Raw genomic sequence first — 17,507 nt, 5'->3', positions numbered from 1 at the left:
CAAAAACGTCTAGCTGATGAACAGGCTCGTAAACAACAAGAAGAGCAGAAAAAAGCACAACAAGCTCAAACACAACCAGCTTCCGGAAATACTAGTAATACATACTACAAAAATTGCGCTGTAGTTAGAGCTGCAGGAAAAGCTCCATTATATAGAGATCAGCCAGGATATAGCTCTCATCTCGATCGTGATGGCGATGGAGTTGCATGTGAAAAATAGTAATAAAAAAAGAAGCTTCTAGTAAGCTTCTTTTTTTATTACATAGTATTGCGACTAATTACCTCCACTCCCTCTTCCTTTTATAAAACTCATTTTATTATTCTCAAAATTGACACATTATAAGTGATTTCAATCACCACATGGTTTTTCATTTATCGCTATTCTTAATTTAGATATTACATTTAAACTTTATGGAGGCATTCATATGAAACATACATTTACTGAAACTTCAATTGTTGGTGAGATTGTTACACAATTTCCGAAAGCTAGTGATTTTTTCAAGTCATATAGAATAGATTTTTGTTGTGGTGGTAATAAGCCACTTATTGATGCAATTCATGAAAGAAATTTATCGGCTTCCGAAGTAATTACAGAGTTAAATACGCTTTATCATAATACGAAACGATTAAATGAATCTGAAATTGATTGGAAAAGTGCTTCTTATCGTGAATTGATTGATTATGTAATTAATAAGCATCATCGTTATTTAAATGAAGAGTTACCACAGTTAAGTCCATATGTGACGAAAGTATTACGCGTTCATGGAGCAAATCAGCCTCATTTAGCTCAAATTCATAAGCTATTTCATGAACTTAAAATGGAATTAGAACAGCATTTAATTAAAGAAGAAACGGAAGATTTTCCATTAATTTTAGAATTTGAACAAAATCCAACTGATGAAAACTATGCAAAGTTACGTAAAGTAGTAGATGAACTAGAAAATGAACACAATCATGCCGGAAATATTATAAAAGAGCTTCGTAAAGTGACAAATGACTTTACTCCTCCAGAAGGCGCTTGCGGCACTTATCGACTTGTTTACCAACGTCTTGAAGTGCTAGAGTCTGATTTATTTGAGCATATTCATTTAGAAAATAATGTTTTATTTCCGCGTGCCATTACGAGAGCATAAATCAAGTGCAGGACATGAGTGTAAATACTTATGTCCTGCTTTTTCATTTTGCGAAAAATATCCATGCCCCCTCACACAAATCCGAATTTTAACAATTTGTGAATCATTATAGAAGTGTGATAAATATCACATCTCCCCCTTTTTTGATTTTCTATAATAGAAATATAATCCTTTGTTCAACATTTCACATAAAAGGGGGAATGAAAATGAAAAAACGTTTAGTTATGATCGGAAATGGTATGGCGGGCATACGCTGTATGGAAGAAATATTAAAACATGATAGTGATTCATATGAGATTACTATTTTTGGAGATGAACCGCATCCAAACTACAACCGCATTATGCTCTCTCATGTTTTACAAGGCAAAACAAATATGCAAGATATCATTATGAATGAATACAGGTGGTATGAAGAAAACGAAATAACTTTGTATACGAATGAAAGAGTTCAAAGTATTAACAGAGAAGAAAAAATTATTATTACAGAAAAGAATCGTATTGTTACATATGACAAACTCATTATAGCAACAGGTTCTAGTGCTTTTATTTTACCAGTTGAAGGTTCCACCCTTCCTGGTGTAACAGGATTTCGAACAATTGAAGATACACAATTTATGATGGATACCGCTAAAGAAAAGAATAAGGCCGTTGTTATTGGTGGTGGGTTACTTGGTTTAGAAGCAGCAAGAGGTCTTATTGACTTAGGAATGGACGTGCATGTTGTTCATTTAGTGCCTAGCTTAATGGAGCAACAACTAGATACGAAAGCAGCTTCTCTTCTGCGTGAAGATTTAGAAGCACAAGGCATGAAGTTTCTAATAGAAAAGAAAACTGTAAAAATTATTGGTACAGACTATGTTGAGGGCATTCAATTTGAAGATGGTGAAGTTGTAGGTTGTGATTTAATCGTAATGGCTGTCGGAATACGACCAAATACGCAAATAGCAAGAGATGCTGGTCTCATTGTCAATCGCGGCATTGTAGTCAATGACTATATGCTAACAAATGATGAATCCATTTATGCAGTTGGCGAATGTGCGGAACATGATGGTATCGCATATGGACTTGTTGCCCCTCTTTATGAACAAGGCTCAATATTAGCGAAACATATAACAAATTTACAAACGAATGGATATACGGGCAGTATCGTCGGTACGCAATTAAAAGTTGCTGGTTGTGATTTATTCTCTGCTGGTCAAATTTATGAAGATGATCAGACGAAAGCAATTTCAATCTTTGATGAATGTAAACGTTCCTATAAAAAAGTATTAATTCGTGATAATAAAGTCGTCGGTATCGTTTTATATGGTGACACAGCTGATGGTACACGCCTCTTTAGCATGTTAAAGAAAGAAGAAGACATACAAGAATATACAACCGCTTCCCTTCTTCACAAAGCTGGTGAAGAAAGTGAACTTGATGTTGCTACAATGAGTGCGGATGACACGATTTGTGGATGTAATGGTGTTACGAAAGGTACAATCGTTCATGCCATTTTAGAACAAGAGCTAACTACTTTTGAAGAAGTAAAAGGATGTACGAAAGCCGCTGGTTCTTGTGGTAAATGTCGTCCGCTTGTGGAACAAGTTTTATCTCATACACTCGGAGATGCTTTTGATGCTTCTGTGCAGTCTGCTGGTATGTGCGGATGTACAACTTTATCACGTGATGAGGTTGTAGCTGCCATTCACGAGAAAGGCTTAAAATCTCCAAAAGAAGTACGCAATGTTCTTAGTTTTGCACATGAAGATGGCTGTTCAAAATGTCGCCCTGCTTTAAATTACTACTTACGGATGGCGATTCCAGAAGAATATGAAGATGATAAATCATCTCGTTTCGTTAATGAAAGAATGAACGGTAACATCCAGCACGATGGTACATTCTCTGTTATTCCACGTATGTACGGTGGTGTTACTACAGCAGATGATTTAATGAAAATTGCTGAAGTTGCGAAAAAGTACGATGTTCCTCTTGTGAAAATTACAGGTGCGAGCCGAATTGGCTTATATGGTGTTAAGAAACAAGATTTACCAAACGTATGGGCTGACTTACATATGACTTCGGGATATGCGTACTCAAAATCGCTTCGTAATGTAAAATCATGTGTTGGTTCTCGCTTCTGCCGTTTCGGTACGAAAGATTCATTAGGACTTGGTATGCTCCTTGAACAATCATTAGAAATGGTAGATACACCACACAAAATGAAAATGGGTGTAACGGGTTGTCCTCGTAACTGCGCGGAAGTACTGACGAAAGATTTTGGCGTTGTTTGTGTCGAAAATGGATATCAACTTTATATTGGCGGAAATGGTGGTACAGAAGTACGCGAGGCTGATTTTGTAATGATTGTCCCTACTGAAGATGATGTCCTTCGCATCGCTACAGCTTACATGCAATATTATCGTGAAACTGGTATTTACGGAGAGCGTACTGCCTACTGGACAGAACGTTTAGGCTTCAATCATATAAAGGAAATACTACAAGATACAAATATGGTTAGTACGTTAAATGAACGTTTCCAAACAGCTCGTAGCACATATACGGAAGCATGGGGACAAACGCTAGAAACGAAGTCATTAAAAGCGATGTATGAAGTAGAAACTGTGAAATAAGGAGCTGTGATCTATATGATACAAACGAAAGAAAAAATAAAAGTTATGCGTGCGAAAGACCTTCCTATTCAAATCGGTAAAGAGGTACAAATGAAAGGTTTGTCTATCGCTCTATTTCGCCTTTCAAATGGTGATATTCGAGCTGTAGAAAATCGTTGTCCTCATAAAAACGGACCGTTAGCAGAAGGAATTGTATCTGGAGAATTCGTCTTTTGTCCACTGCATGATTGGAAAATCTCACTAATAACAGGTGAAGTTCAAAAACCTGATGACGGCTGTATTCAAACGTACGAAGTAGAAGTTATTGAAGGTGACATTTATTTATACATGTAATTTACGAAAGGAAGCCTCCTCTGGCTTCCTTTTAAATAAAAATTGATGAGGTGCGATGATGAACGGATATGTATATTTAGTTGGTGCAGGACCAGGTGATGAAGGGCTTATTACAAAGAAAGCGATTGATTGTTTAAAGTATGCAGATATTGTCTTATATGACCGTTTATTAAACCCTTCCTTTCTTCGTTATACAAAAGAAACATGTGAACTTATTTATTGCGGAAAAATGCCAAAGAATCATATTATGCGACAAGAAATGATTAACGCCCAACTCCTTCAATTTGCGAAAGAAGGAAAAATCGTTGTCCGATTAAAGGGCGGAGATCCATCTATTTTTGGCCGTGTTGGTGAAGAAGCAGAAACTTTAGCAGCAGCGAACATTCCATATGAAATTGTACCAGGTATTACATCTAGCATCGCCGCTAGTAGCTATGCAGGTATCCCCCTCACCCACCGTAACTACAGTAATAGCGTCACTTTACTAACTGGGCATGCGAAAGGTCCTTTAACCGATCATGGAACATATAATTCATCCCACAATAGCGACACAATTGCCTACTACATGGGTATAAAAAACTTACCTACAATTTGCGAAAACTTACTACAAGCAGGAAAGAAAAAAGATACGCCAGTAGCAGTCATTGAATGGGGTACAACCGGAAAGCAGCGCGTTATCACAGGGACACTTTCAACCATTGTTCCTATCGTCAAAAACGCTAATATTTCAAATCCATCCATGACAATTGTTGGTGATGTCGTTTCCTTACGAGATCAAATCGCTTGGAAAGAACGTAAACCATTACATGGTAAAAAAGTTTTATTTGCATCCTCAACAAATAAAACAAGTTCAATGATGCAACAGTTACAAGAATCCGGTGCAGAAATATATCAAATTCCTACCTTCAAAAAAGCAGAATATACATTAACACTTGAACAAATCAATGAAATTTCCAACGTTAATCGCCTTGTTTTTTGTTCATCTGAAAGTGTAGAAATATTGATGAGATCATGTAGCAAACACCAAAAAGATATTCGTTCTTTACAAGCGCAACTACAACATATGAACGTTGCCACTCAAGAAAAACTGATGCAATATGGGCTACTAAGTAAACAAGCAGCGTTCTCTTCCGATACAACAGTTTATTTAGGACGAAATATTAACCGAATTGCTTTTATACAAGAAAAAATTGGTGCCGGTTCTTATATGATGACTCATGCGTATACTATTGATCATCGCTTCGATGAAGTCCATACTCGTATGCTTTCTGAATTCTCATGGGATAGCATTGTGTTTGAAGGGCGTGCCTCAATTGATGCATTTTTATCAGAAATAAAACGACTTGGCTTTATCGATATTGTTACTCTTCCCTTCTCGTATACCGATATTCCAACTTTACACTATGCGAATAAAGTCGGATTTCATCATATAGATGAGCAATTACAAGACATGATTATGAAGAAAGATTTGGTGATACGATGAAAGGAATTGTATATGTTGGACACGGGAGTCGCTTGCAAGAAGGTAATGAACAATTCATTCACTTTATTCATTCTGTTATGACAGAACGTAACGAAAGGATTCAAAAAATAGCTTTTCTAGAACTAACAACACCTACTATTTCGGATGCAGTTACAGAAACGATACTAGAGGGCGCAACTGAAATAATGATTGTACCTGTTTTATTATTTGCAGCAGCTCACTATAAACGTGATATTCCTTTTGAAATAGAGCAACTACAAAAGAAATATCCACAAATAACATTTTCAGTTGTACCTCCTTTTAGTACGCATCCACATATGGTGGAACTTGTCGTAAAAAGAATATGTGAAGCTATGCCAATGCAAGGTAGTAGTATTTTACTCGTAGGACGAGGCAGTAGTGATCCGCAGCCGATATATGAGTTACAACAAATCGGAGCAACTGTCGAACGAAAACTCGGTATGCCAGTTTCGTGCTCCTTTTTAACGAAAGGAACCCCCTCTTTTACTGCTGAGCTGAAGACTATAACATCGACTGCATCCCATGTATATGTCATGCCGTATCTTCTATTTACCGGACTGTTGCTTCAAAAAATTAAGTTGTATACAAAAAAATATGATCACGTTACAACTTGTAACTGCCTACAATTTGATACATATATGAAATTAACATTATTAGAACGAATGGAGGAATGTGTGTATGTATAACATGTACCCTCTTATGTTTTATCTAAATAAAAAAGTTGTCGTAATTATTGGTGGAGGTAAAATCGCATATCGAAAAGCGTCTGGATTAAAAGATACAGGCGCTTTTGTCACCGTTATCAGCCCAGAAATTTGCGAGGAAATGAAGGAACTTCCTTATGTTACTTGGAAGCAAAAAACTTTTGCTAATGATGATATTAAAGATGCTCACCTTATTTATGCGGCTACAAATCAACATGATGTAAATATGATGGTCAAACAAGCCGCCCATGATTTTCAATGGGTTAACGTAGTAAGTGATGGTACAGAATCATCGTTTCACACACCGGGTGTCATCCGAAATAATGATTATGTTGTCACGATTTCAACTTCAGGTAAGGATCCATCGTTTACGAAGCGTATGAAGAAGGAACTAAAATCTATATTTCCTAAACTTATACAAAAGATTTCTCGTACATATAAATCGTAATCTACCTCTTATCTAACTATGTATTTACTTTGGACAAACGTTTGTTAGAGGCGTTTGTTCTTTTTGTTTTGGTTCCTTCTTTGAATTAAGCCGCTTGATTATTAAGCATGTTACAATTGTAAACGACATCTAATATCGATGGGATTTCCGTCCATCGTTTACCGCCTCAAATCTATTCGCTTTTAAACATATATTCAAAACAAAATATATGACAAATAAATAACGACAGTTACTGTAATAATGCTGAAAAGTGTTGAAAATAAAACGATTTGTGCATGTAATTCAGGCTCTATTTGATACTCCATAGCAATGGTTGATGTATTTCTTGAAGTAGGAAAAGAACTTGCAATAAATAATGATTGTGCAACAATACCATCAATGTTTAGTAGGTAGATCATGGCAAGTGCTAATAATGGTCCCATCAGTAACCTTCCAATTAAAGCCCATGTTATGACTCGATGGAAAAAATTAAGCTTAATGTTGGATAATTGCGCTCCTAGTAATATGAGTGCTATTGCAACAAAACTATTCGCAAGCTGATTAAGAGGTAGAAAGATAGAATTAGGTATTTGAATTGTAAAAGATTGAAAGAGAACCCCTAATATGAGTGCATGAAATACAGGCAGTCTTAGAAATGATTGAAGAATACTTCCGATTGTTTTTGTTGCTGATAGTAAGTTATATATCCCATACGTATAAGTTAAAATATTCTGAAAAATAACGATAAAAATTTGAATGGAAACCCCCACTGGATTGTGACTGAAAATCAATTGACTTACTGGTAATCCATAATTACCGGAATTCATTAACGAAATGCTATTTTTTAGAGCTGCACTTTCTCCTTTTTCTAACTTTAATCTTTTTGAAATGAAATGACTTACTATCATCACACTCAGACTGTAAAGCATTAAATAGTATATTATCTGGAGCAACAAACCTGTTTCTATACTAATATCATATATATTCACAAATACAGCCGCTGGCATCAAGCAATAAGTAATAAGTGTAGATAGCTGCTTTAAGTTAAATTGGAACTTTCTTTGTAAGATTGCACCAATTAGCATCAATATTAATATTGGTAATATTACGTCTAATATAATAAAAATAAACATTTAAAACCTCATTCTACATATATTTTAGTTGGATTAAACGCTCTCTTTTCCTTAACATATCAAATATGACTCACAAAGAAAATTATGGATTATTTATAAAAATTCATAATTTTATCTTATCGATCTAAACTGTATTCTCTATTTTAAATGTACTTTTTCACAATATCCATTAGCCTTACCTAAAAATTTAGGCCTAAAAATATGCAGTTTTATCTCGTTATAGATACCTCCATACGCTTTTGGATTTCGTAACATTTTAATAATTTAATATATTTCTATACATATTAATAGATGGTTTTTAGAAAGGAGCGACTATTTATCGATTCGTTAGCGATCAATAGTCATCGTTTCATTCAAAAGTTATTATTTTCGTTCTCGATATATTCCGACAAAGGCAAAGTCCCTTTCTAGTACGCTAAACGTGTAAGAGGCGAAGTACCTTTAGCTACTCGTTCCTTTAAATTTCCCCATTGTGGAATTCGATTTAATTTCATACATTTATCGCTTAATTTCTTTATCTGTAGGCAATACAATTGCAGCTATTATATAAAGTAACACTGTAAATCCACTAGAAAAAAAGGCTGATAATGCAGTTACAATGCGAAGGATACTTACATCAATTCCATACTTGTCGCTTAAACCACCTAATACACCTGATACTTGCTTATCTTGAGTGGACTTATATAATTTTTTCATCTAAACACCCCGATCCAATTAAATATTTGTATTCCAGAAATTAGTTTGATCTTTGTTTTTGAGCTAACTTGCCCTTTAATTGAATAACATCTGACATCTATATTTTAACATAAAACCCCATAACCTTTCTGTTTTTCATGTTAAAACCACATTTCTTAGAAAACGAGGTTGGTTAAGTTAGTAATCAAATTTATCAAAGCCTATTACTAAAAGCACCACCCTAGATTACTTTAGGATGGTGCTTTTTCTTTATTACTGATTCTTTAACATCACTAACAGTTTTTCTTGACTATACATCCATACTGTAATGATTAAACAAGCAAGTGCGACTTCTGATAATGCCATAAATCCAATTGCATAATGACCTGTTAGTTGGAATAGTAAAGTTAAAATTAGCGGCGGGAAGAACCCTCCTAGTCCGCCTAAAGCTGAAACGAGTCCGTTTACAATCCCTGCTTGCTCTGAGAAGTACATTGGAACGAGTTTGAAGATTGTACCATTACCAATCCCTGCACAAAATGCGACTAGTAAGCAACCAAATGTATACACGTTCATACTAGGCATAAATGATAAAATAATACCTGAAAGTGTTAAACCGATAAATACGAAGATTAATATTTTAAATGGGTTAAATTTATCACCTAGCCAACCACCAATTGGACGCATCATTGTTGCTAATACGATAAATCCGGCTGTCCGCATACCTGCATCCACTTTCTCTAATCCGAAGTGAGATACTAAAAAGTTTGGTAAATATACTGTAAATGCGACAAATGATCCGAATGTTAAAAAGTAAAAGATACATAGAAACCAAAGTTTTTCATTTTTATATACACCTTTTATTTGTTCCATTAATGGTGTATTCACCTTTTTCTCCTTACGATCACCTAATAAAAAGTTCATAAGTGCAAATGCTGCAAGTAAAACTAAATAACACTGTACTGTCGTTCTCCAGCCAACTGAAGTTGCAATGACAGGTGCTAAGAACGAAGTAATTGCTGTTCCAGCGTTACCGACACCGTAAATACCATTTACAAAACCGTGACTCTCTTTCGGAAAGTATTTCGGTAAAGATGTTACCCCTACAGAGAATACTGCGCCACCGATTCCGACAAATAATCCACCAATAATTAAATCCATCATTGAATTGGCAACACTAATATAAAAGACAGGAAATAATAATAGAATAAAACTAATAAAGAATAATTTTCTTGCTCCGAAACGATTTGTCCAATAACCAATTGGAATGCGAAGAACAGAACCTAAAATAACCGGTACTGCTGTTACCATAGAAATTTGTCCCGCAGTTAATGGAATATCCGCTTTAATATAAGGCATTAATGATGATAAAATGACCCATACCATAAAACCGATAACTAGATTAGAAGTTTGTAAACTTAATTGAAAATTAGGACTTTTCATCCTGTTCCCTCCTATGTATGCATAGTTATATTCATTCCCTCCAGCCTAATCACGTCCTAACATGATTAGGTTGAAAAGAATCAACCACCACTTACTGGCGGAATCATTGCTATAACATCGCCAGTTTGAATGATGTCATCCTCTAGTGCATACTCTTCATTGATAGCGACCATGATCTCACTTGAAATCGCTACGTTGTATTTTTTAATGAGCACTTCCTTTAGTTCAGCAACCGTAATATTTTCACAATCTATGTGTAATGCTGGCTTACTTACTTCTTCTTGTAAATGTGCAAATAATAGTACTTCAATCATATTCTCATCTCCTTTCCAGGCTCACCATTTGCATACGCTACCTTCTCTAACTGATCACCTATCCATGACTCATCATCTTCCCAAAACTCTTTCTTCCATATTGGAACAATTTGTTTTATACGCTCCATAATATATTCGTTCGCCTCATAGGCAGCTTTCCGATGTGGTGTAGAAACAGCGACGACAACAGCAAGATCAGAAATTTGTAATGTACCAATGCGGTGTGTAATGGCGACATTTGTCCCAGGCCACTTCTCTCCTACTTCGGTGCCAATTCTCTTAAGCTGTTTCTCCGCCATTGACTTATATGCTACATACTCTAAATATAGCGTACGACGGCCTTTCGTAAATTCTCTAACAGTACCAATGAAAGTCGCAACTGCACCACACTCACGATGAATTACTTTGTTTGTAACTTCTTCAATTGAAATAGGTGTATCAATTACTTCATAATACGTATGTGTCATCTTGCACCCCTAATTTTTGTATAAGTTAGCAATCTATTTTTCTATTACTTATATGATTGAAACTGTTCTTCCCACGGCCACTCACTTCCGGCACTTGATTCTAGTAACAGTACCGAAACAGTTATTCCTGCTTTAAATCCTCTCGTTCCTCCCGGCAGGACGATACATGCATTCGTCTCTGCAAGTGAAGAAATTGCACTAGATTTGTCTAAACCAACTGGTGTAGCTTGCAATGTTCCATCTACAATTTCCACTTTCCCTCGTACAAAACGAGTAAATGGGTTTGCTTTCGAAAAGTCTTTCTGTAAAATTGCGTCTGTACGAAATACGTGCGGATCTTGTCTATGCAAGTATGTTCGAATGACTGGCCGAACAAATAATTCACAACCGACATAACAAGCAGAAGGATTACCAGATAGACCAAATAGTAGTTTTCCTTCTACCTCAGCTACAGTTGTCACACTCCCTGGTCGCATCGCTATTTTGTTAAACAGTACATTAGCTTGTAATCTCTCATAAATAGCAGGTAAATAGTCATAGTCTCCTACCGAAACACCACCAGTTGTAATTAAAATATCGACTTCTTTCATCGCTTTTTTTACAGTGTTATAACACATCTCTAAATCATCAGCGAATTGTCCATAATACTGTACAACCCCGCCCGCTCGTTCAATTTGAGCAGCGATCATATAGGAATTACTATTTCGAATCTTGCCTGGTTTTAATTGTTCATGTACTTCAAGTAGTTCACTTCCTGTCGTTACAATTCCAATAACTGGTCGTTTAACAACATATACTGCATTATAACCAAACGTAGCAAGAAGCGCTGCTACTCCAGGGTTAATAACAGTCCCTTTTCTCACAAGAATGCTATTTTGTTTTACATCCTCTCCTTTAAAAGAAATATAATCCCCCGAAGAGAAAGAGCGTTTTAATTTCATATAAGACTTTTCGTTTCCTTCAAATCCTTCCGTTAGCTCTAACATAACAACAGCATTACACCCGGCTGGAATTGCCGCACCTGTCATAATACGGACAGCTTGAAATGGTTTCACTTCTTCTGCAAAAACAAAACCTGCTCCAATTTCGCCAATCACTTCAAACTGAATGGAATTACTGCTACTTGCTTCTTTTGTATCTTCCGCTCGAATTGCAAACCCGTCGTACGGAGAGCGATTAAAATGTGGGACATCATGATCTGCAATAACATCTTCTCCAAGCGTTCTACCGTAGCTTTCTATAAGAGAAACCTTTTCTATTTCACCTAGGTAGGCATATTCCATTACACGCGTAACTGCTTCTGCCACCGGAATTGGTATACGTTTTTCTAACATTCTTTTTTCACCTCGTTTTAATAAGGAGAACCTTTCTTTCTCTTTATCCCATATATTTTACGTATAATCGTTTTGCTATTTTCACATCATTTGTCCCATGGATAAATGCCCTACCGTCTGTAAATAAAACGAAACGATATTCATCAATTAGAAATGATAGTAAGTACGGCGTTTTTTTGACACGTACACTTTTTTGTAATCGTTTTTGAATTTCGGTTAAATTAAGATCTCTCTTTATTCCTGAACGGATTTGAACTGTATTCCGTCCGCATAACACTTCCGTTTTCATCTGCGTTTCAAATGTTAAACTTGGATACGTTCGTGATTCCCCACAAGAAGGACATGTACTTTTTTTCTGTCTATTTACTTTTAATGAGAGATGTTGATTGTTCCAAATATCCAATGATAACATCGTACCTCTTAGCGACTCATAATCACCCACCAATATTTTCATCGCCTCTGTAACTTGGTGAGCAACAACCATCTGTACAGCTGGCTGAATGATTCCGGCTGTATCGCATGTCGCACCGCCCATAGGATGATCCATCAGACAGCGAAAACATGGTGTTTTCCCAGGAAGAATTGTATACGTTACACCGTAACTCCCAATGCATCCGCCGTATATCCAAGGTATATTCTCTTTTTGTGAAATGTCATTTATAAGTAGACGCGTATCGAAATTGTCAGTCGCATCTATTATGAGATCCACTTCTTTTGTTAACCCTTCTATCTCTTGCATCGTGACATCTGTTACAACTGGTACAATTTCCACTTCAGAATTAATCTTTCTTACATGTTCTGTCGCTGCAATTGCTTTCGGTTTGCACTGATGTGCATCTTCTTCTGTATATAACTGTTGCCGCTGTAAATTACTCCATTCGACGTAGTCACGATCGGCAATTGTCAATTTCCCAATTCCCATCCTAACGAGTGCTTCGGCATTCGCAGCTCCTAGTGCACCCGCACCGATTAAGAGCACATGCTTTTCTCTTATTTTTCTTTGTCCCATTTCACCAATTCCAGAAAACAATACTTGCCTTGAATATCGATCTTTCATAGAGAATCCTCCTTTCACTATCCGCCAATGTAAGACATTTCAACTTTTGGGCGTGTACTTGTACGTTCCACCGTTCTTTCATCTGAATATTGATCTGTTCTATATCGCCATGTATGTTGTAAAATTTTTAATAGTGATGCATCAGAAATATTTTCTCGAAGAAGCGTTCGTAAATCCGTTCCTTTCGTTCCAAATAGGCACGTAAAAAACTTACCGTCTGCCGAAATACGAGCTCTCGTACAAGAGGAACAAAATGACTCAGATACTGAAGTAATAAATCCAACTTCTGCATCGCTCCCTACATATTGATACAATTTCGCAACTTCGCCAAAGTAACGAGGTTGAACAGGCTCAATCGGATATACACGATTAATCTTCTCTATTAATTGTTCCTTCGTAATAACTTGTTCAAAATTCCATCCGTTCGTACTGCCTACATCCATAAACTCGATAAAACGGAGCTGAATTTCTTGTTCTTTAAAATAACGAGCCATATGAAGGATTTGACTATCATTCATTCCTTTTTTTACGACCATATTTACCTTAACTTCTAATCCTGCAGCCTTTGCTGCTTCAATTCCTTTCAGTACAGGTTTTGTACTTACATTTCTTCCGTTAATTTTTTTGAAGACGTGGTCCTCTATCGCATCTAAACTAATATTTACACGTTTTAATCCCGCTTCTTTTAATGCCTCAGCCTGTTTTGCTAAATGAATTCCGTTTGTTGTGAGCCCAATATCTTTTAAACCTTCTAACTTTGTAAGTCTTGCGATTAACTTCGGTAAGTCTTTACGCAATAACGGTTCACCGCCAGTAATCCTAATTTTTTCAACTCCCATACTTATAGACAATCTTGCTAATCTTTCTATTTCATCGAACGTTAATAAAAGCTCTTCTTGTAAAAAAGCGTAATCAGGTCCGAACACTTCAGCCGGCATGCAGTATGTGCACCTAAAATTACAACGATCAATAACTGAAACACGTAAATCTTGAAGTGGTCGTTCTAAAGAATCTTTTATTTTTTCGTGCATCTATATCCCTTCTTTTCTGCTGCAATCCTTAGTAAGCTATCGTTTTTTTATTTGCCTTCATTATAAAAAAGAAGCGACATATTCAATGTGACTTTTCTCACATTACTTTCCCCATTCAAAAATTCTTCACAAATCTGTTCGCATTTTGTTCACATCTTCAATCCCTACTCCTTACGGTCATTGAAATTTTACAACAATTTTGAAATAGCTCTTGCATTTTCAGCATACTTACACTCAAAATAGGAAATGTATTGCTTATAAGAAGAAAGGTGATTGCTGTGGCAAACAGTATGACATTATCTCAAGATTTAAAGGAATTACTTGCATCTGTTGAATATAAAATGCAGATTAAAAAGGGGAGTTTTATTTTTCAAGAAGGTATGGAAGCAAAAGAACTCTATATCATCCACTCTGGAAAAGTACAAATTAGTAAACTAAGTGCTGACGGACAAGAATTAACACTCCGTATTTGTTCGGCATACGACATTATTGGAGAATTAACATTATTCACGGACAATGCGAAGTATTTATTAAATTCAAAATGCCTTGAAGATGTTGAAGTAGGAGTAATCAAGCGTGAAACCTTAGAAAAAGCATTACTCCAAAAACCCGCACTTGTATTTGAATTTATGAAATGGATTAGTGAACATTTAAGAAGAATGCAAACGAAGTTCCGGGATTTAGTATTACACGGCAAAAAAGGTGCCTTGTATTCTACTCTCATACGAATGACAAATAGTTATGGTGTGTTAAAGGAAAATGGTATTCTCATCGATTTACCATTAACGAATCAAGAACTTGCTAATTTCTGTGCAACTTCACGTGAAAGTGTAAATCGAATGTTAAATGAATTAAAAAAGCAAGGTACAATTTCTATTCATAAAGGAAAGATTACAATACACGATTTACAATTTTTAAAACGTGAAATTGCTTGTGAAGATTGCTCTGCTTCTGTTTGTAGCATTGATTAGCATTTTATTGAGATTTATACCTATAAAGAAAGCCGAGGTCTCCAATTAGATCTCGGCTTTCTTTATAAGTTACTAAACATATAAAACAAAATTATTTTTTCAATTCATTTGGAATACGTCTTCTGTAAATCACATAACTACGGCTTAAATATTTAATTGGGGCACTAAATACATGTACCAGTCTAGTAAATGGCCATACTGCGAAAAGCCCCATCCCTGCAAGAATATGAATTTTAAACCATACAGGCACTTCCATCATATATTCGACTTTCGGTTGGAAAATAAAGAGACTTCGGAACCAAGGACCGATCGTTGTACGATAATCAAACCCTTTTGAGTCGATGTTTAAAAAAGTTGAAGAAAGTCCTGCTAGCATTACGATAAGTAATAAAATAAGCGCAATATAATCTCCCTTTGTACTCGTTGCAATGATGCGTTTTACTGTTACACGGCGGTACGTTAATATAATTAAACCGATGATAGAAGCAATACCTGCCGGAAGTCCGAAACTAATTGCTATTATGTGATACATATGTTCCGAAATACCTATTGAACGATATACAGCCTCTGGAATTAAAATCCCCATGACATGACCGCCAATTACGAACATAATCCCAAAGTGGAATAATAGACTTCCAATTCGTAGCATTTTCTTTTCTAATAGTTCACTAGATTTTGATGTCCATCCAAATTGATCATAGTTGTATCTGAAAATATGTCCACCGATAAAGATCGCAAAAATGATATAGGGAAACAATACCCATAGAAATTGATCCATCATTTTGACAACTCTCCTTTCTAATTTGTCTGTACACCCCATGTATCGATAGCGAGTAGAACAGCCGCAAGAATCGGTTCATACATACTATCTGCTTCTTTTAACTGAACGTGTAATGCTTGTATGTTTTCCTTGTATTTACTCATAATTGGTTCACTGTCTTGCTCATTTGCATTTGCAAAAAACTCTAGTAAAAGAGGTAAATAATCAGGTAATTCTTTATCTGTTACTTCAAAACCAGATTTTTTATAATGCTGCTTTAACTCTAGTAATTCAATACCTCTTTCTCTTTGTTCACCGGTGTTCATATAAGTAAGATACATATTTGTCTTCTTACCAAAATCAAATGTATATACGTAACAGTCAATTAATTGATCATCCATTTTATCAAGCGCTTGTTTTATAAACGTTGTAAGTGCCGCTTTAACATCTTCCTGTTCAATCGCTTCAACCTCTTCTTGTAATTCAGTTAAAGCTTCTCTCCACCCTAGTTCCGGGTAGGAGAGAAGAAATGAAGAACATGAAAAAGCTGTTTGCAAATTTTGTTTCATATGTTTCCGCCCCCATTATTTAAGAAATTGTCGTGCAAGATCCTGGGCCACCTGCAAAGGATAAACCACAGCTTCCTTGTTCGTTATATAAATCTGCAACTTGTTCGCGGTGAGACGTTGGGATTACGAAGCGATCTTTATATTTCGCGATAGCAAGAAGACGATACATATCTTCTACATCCTGTTTCGTTAAACCGAGTTCTTTTAATACCAATTCATTTGGTTGTTTATTAATTTGAAGTGCTCTCATATGTGTTCGCATAACAGCCATTTTTTTCAATGTAAGACGAATATGTGATTCATCTCCTGCAGTAAGTAAATTCGCTAAATATTGAATTGGAATACGCATATTATCAATAGCAGGGAAAATCTCTTCTGCTTTCCAGTTACTACCTTTCCCCTCTACCATGTTCATAATTGGGCTAAGTGGCGGGATATACCAAACCATCGGCATTGTACGATACTCTGGATGAAGAGGTAGAGCGATTTTCCAATCGATAATCATTTTATAGATTGGTGACTGTTGTGCCGCTTTAATCCATTCTTCAGGAATCCCTTGTTTTTTCGCTTCAGCTGCTACTTCTGGATCATTTGGATCTAAGAAAACCGTAAGCTGAGATTCATATAAATCTTTTTCATTTTCAACAGAAGCCGCTTCTTTTACTTTGTCAGCGTCATATAGCATTACCCCAATGTATCGAATACGCCCTACACATGTTTCCGAACAAATTGTTGGCATACCAGCTTCAATACGAGGGAAACACATTGTACATTTTTCAGCTTTATTCGTTTGCCAGTTAAAGTACACTTTTTTATACGGACAAGAAGATACGCAAAATCTCCATGCACGACATGCATTTTGATCGACAAGAACAATCCCATCTTCTTCACGTTTATACATCGCACCAGATGGACAAGAGGATACACAAGATGGATTCATACAATGTTCACATATGCGCGGTAAATACATCATAAATACATTTTCAAAATCCGTTTTAATTTCTTCTTCCATTTTCTTTACGTTCGGATCTTGTAATCCTG

General features: G+C 35.9%; 19 protein-coding genes. 8 read left to right on the top strand and 11 right to left on the bottom strand.

The genetic code is table 11. From position 1 onward, the window contains the following. From MR113_RS24095 to MR113_RS24065, 7 genes are all read left to right on the top strand, one after another. A partial coding sequence (locus tag MR113_RS24095; protein WP_242257137.1) for an excalibur calcium-binding domain-containing protein occupies positions 1-219 on the top strand: 219 nt, incomplete at its 5' end. A 205-nt stretch (positions 220-424) separates the two neighbouring features. After that, positions 425-1,132 carry an iron-sulfur cluster repair di-iron protein gene (gene ric / locus MR113_RS24090; RefSeq protein WP_242257136.1) on the top strand — a complete coding sequence of 236 codons (708 nt, stop codon included), beginning with the start codon at positions 425-427 and terminating at the stop codon, positions 1,130-1,132. A gap of 206 nt (positions 1,133-1,338) precedes the next feature. Beyond that, positions 1,339-3,744: an NADPH-nitrite reductase large subunit gene (nirB, locus tag MR113_RS24085; RefSeq protein WP_242257135.1), complete on the top strand. Its 2,406-nt coding sequence runs from the start codon at positions 1,339-1,341 to the stop codon at positions 3,742-3,744. 15 nt (positions 3,745-3,759) lie between these two features. Beyond that, positions 3,760-4,077 (top strand): nitrite reductase small subunit NirD, encoded by a 318-nt coding sequence (gene nirD / locus MR113_RS24080; RefSeq protein ID WP_242257134.1) that lies wholly within the window; start codon positions 3,760-3,762, stop codon positions 4,075-4,077. 58 nt (positions 4,078-4,135) lie between these two features. After that, complete coding sequence (locus MR113_RS24075; protein ID WP_242257133.1) at positions 4,136-5,560, top strand: uroporphyrin-III C-methyltransferase; 1,425 nt, start codon at positions 4,136-4,138, stop codon at positions 5,558-5,560. Further along, positions 5,557-6,267, top strand: coding sequence for a sirohydrochlorin chelatase (locus tag MR113_RS24070; protein ID WP_242257132.1), 711 nt, complete (start codon positions 5,557-5,559; stop codon positions 6,265-6,267). The genes MR113_RS24075 and MR113_RS24070 overlap by 4 nt, the downstream gene beginning before the upstream one ends. After that, positions 6,260-6,733, top strand: a complete 474-nt coding sequence (locus MR113_RS24065; RefSeq protein ID WP_242257131.1) for a precorrin-2 dehydrogenase — start codon at positions 6,260-6,262, stop codon at positions 6,731-6,733. Before MR113_RS24070 ends, MR113_RS24065 begins: the two co-directional genes overlap by 8 nt. Before the next feature lie 194 nt (positions 6,734-6,927). Here MR113_RS24065 and MR113_RS24060 read toward each other — a convergent pair whose 3' ends face one another. From MR113_RS24060 to moaA, 8 genes are all read right to left on the bottom strand, one after another. After that, positions 6,928-7,845: an AEC family transporter gene (locus MR113_RS24060; RefSeq protein WP_242257130.1), complete on the bottom strand. Its 918-nt coding sequence runs from the start codon at positions 7,843-7,845 to the stop codon at positions 6,928-6,930. 498 nt (positions 7,846-8,343) lie between these two features. Next, positions 8,344-8,541: a PspC domain-containing protein gene (locus tag MR113_RS24055; RefSeq protein WP_242257129.1), complete on the bottom strand. Its 198-nt coding sequence runs from the start codon at positions 8,539-8,541 to the stop codon at positions 8,344-8,346. 252 nt (positions 8,542-8,793) lie between these two features. Next, on the bottom strand, positions 8,794-9,963 hold the full coding sequence (gene narK / locus MR113_RS24050; protein ID WP_242257128.1) for a nitrate transporter NarK: 1,170 nt from the start codon (positions 9,961-9,963) through the stop codon (positions 8,794-8,796). Between the two features lie 80 nt (positions 9,964-10,043). Then, on the bottom strand, positions 10,044-10,277 hold the full coding sequence (moaD, locus tag MR113_RS24045) for a molybdopterin converting factor subunit 1 (protein WP_000573670.1): 234 nt from the start codon (positions 10,275-10,277) through the stop codon (positions 10,044-10,046). Continuing rightward, positions 10,274-10,744, bottom strand: a complete 471-nt coding sequence (locus tag MR113_RS24040) for a molybdenum cofactor biosynthesis protein MoaE (RefSeq protein WP_242257127.1) — start codon at positions 10,742-10,744, stop codon at positions 10,274-10,276. Before MR113_RS24040 ends, moaD begins: the two co-directional genes overlap by 4 nt. 44 nt (positions 10,745-10,788) lie before the next feature. After that, a complete protein-coding gene (locus MR113_RS24035) occupies positions 10,789-12,078 on the bottom strand; it encodes a molybdopterin molybdotransferase MoeA (RefSeq protein ID WP_242257126.1) in 1,290 nt (429 codons plus the stop codon). A 43-nt stretch (positions 12,079-12,121) separates the two neighbouring features. Further along, positions 12,122-13,135 (bottom strand): molybdopterin-synthase adenylyltransferase MoeB, encoded by a 1,014-nt coding sequence (locus MR113_RS24030; RefSeq protein ID WP_242257125.1) that lies wholly within the window; start codon positions 13,133-13,135, stop codon positions 12,122-12,124. Between the two features lie 17 nt (positions 13,136-13,152). Further along, positions 13,153-14,166 carry a GTP 3',8-cyclase MoaA gene (moaA, locus tag MR113_RS24025; protein WP_242257124.1) on the bottom strand — a complete coding sequence of 338 codons (1,014 nt, stop codon included), beginning with the start codon at positions 14,164-14,166 and terminating at the stop codon, positions 13,153-13,155. A 278-nt stretch (positions 14,167-14,444) separates the two neighbouring features. Here moaA and MR113_RS24020 point away from each other — a divergent pair, with 278 nt between their 5' ends. Next, positions 14,445-15,137, top strand: coding sequence for a Crp/Fnr family transcriptional regulator (locus MR113_RS24020; RefSeq protein ID WP_242257123.1), 693 nt, complete (start codon positions 14,445-14,447; stop codon positions 15,135-15,137). Positions 15,138-15,228: 91 nt separating this feature from the next. On the opposite strand, the gene narI is transcribed toward MR113_RS24020, so the two are convergent. From narI to narH, 3 genes are all read right to left on the bottom strand, one after another. Next, entirely contained in the window at positions 15,229-15,918 is a 690-nt protein-coding gene (gene narI / locus MR113_RS24015; RefSeq protein ID WP_000969205.1) for a respiratory nitrate reductase subunit gamma, read from the bottom strand. A 17-nt stretch (positions 15,919-15,935) separates the two neighbouring features. Continuing rightward, positions 15,936-16,466 (bottom strand): nitrate reductase molybdenum cofactor assembly chaperone, encoded by a 531-nt coding sequence (gene narJ / locus MR113_RS24010; protein ID WP_242257122.1) that lies wholly within the window; start codon positions 16,464-16,466, stop codon positions 15,936-15,938. 19 nt (positions 16,467-16,485) lie between these two features. After that, positions 16,486-17,507 (bottom strand): nitrate reductase subunit beta (gene narH, locus MR113_RS24005; protein WP_242257121.1); only part of this gene is annotated, 1,022 nt, incomplete at its 5' end.

This window comes from Bacillus cereus group sp. BfR-BA-01379 (genome assembly GCF_022663605.1).
Taxonomy (GTDB): domain Bacteria; phylum Bacillota; class Bacilli; order Bacillales; family Bacillaceae_G; genus Bacillus_A; species Bacillus_A mobilis.
Note: the sequence above shows the minus strand (reverse complement) of the source record. Positions and strands in the feature narration are given on the sequence as shown.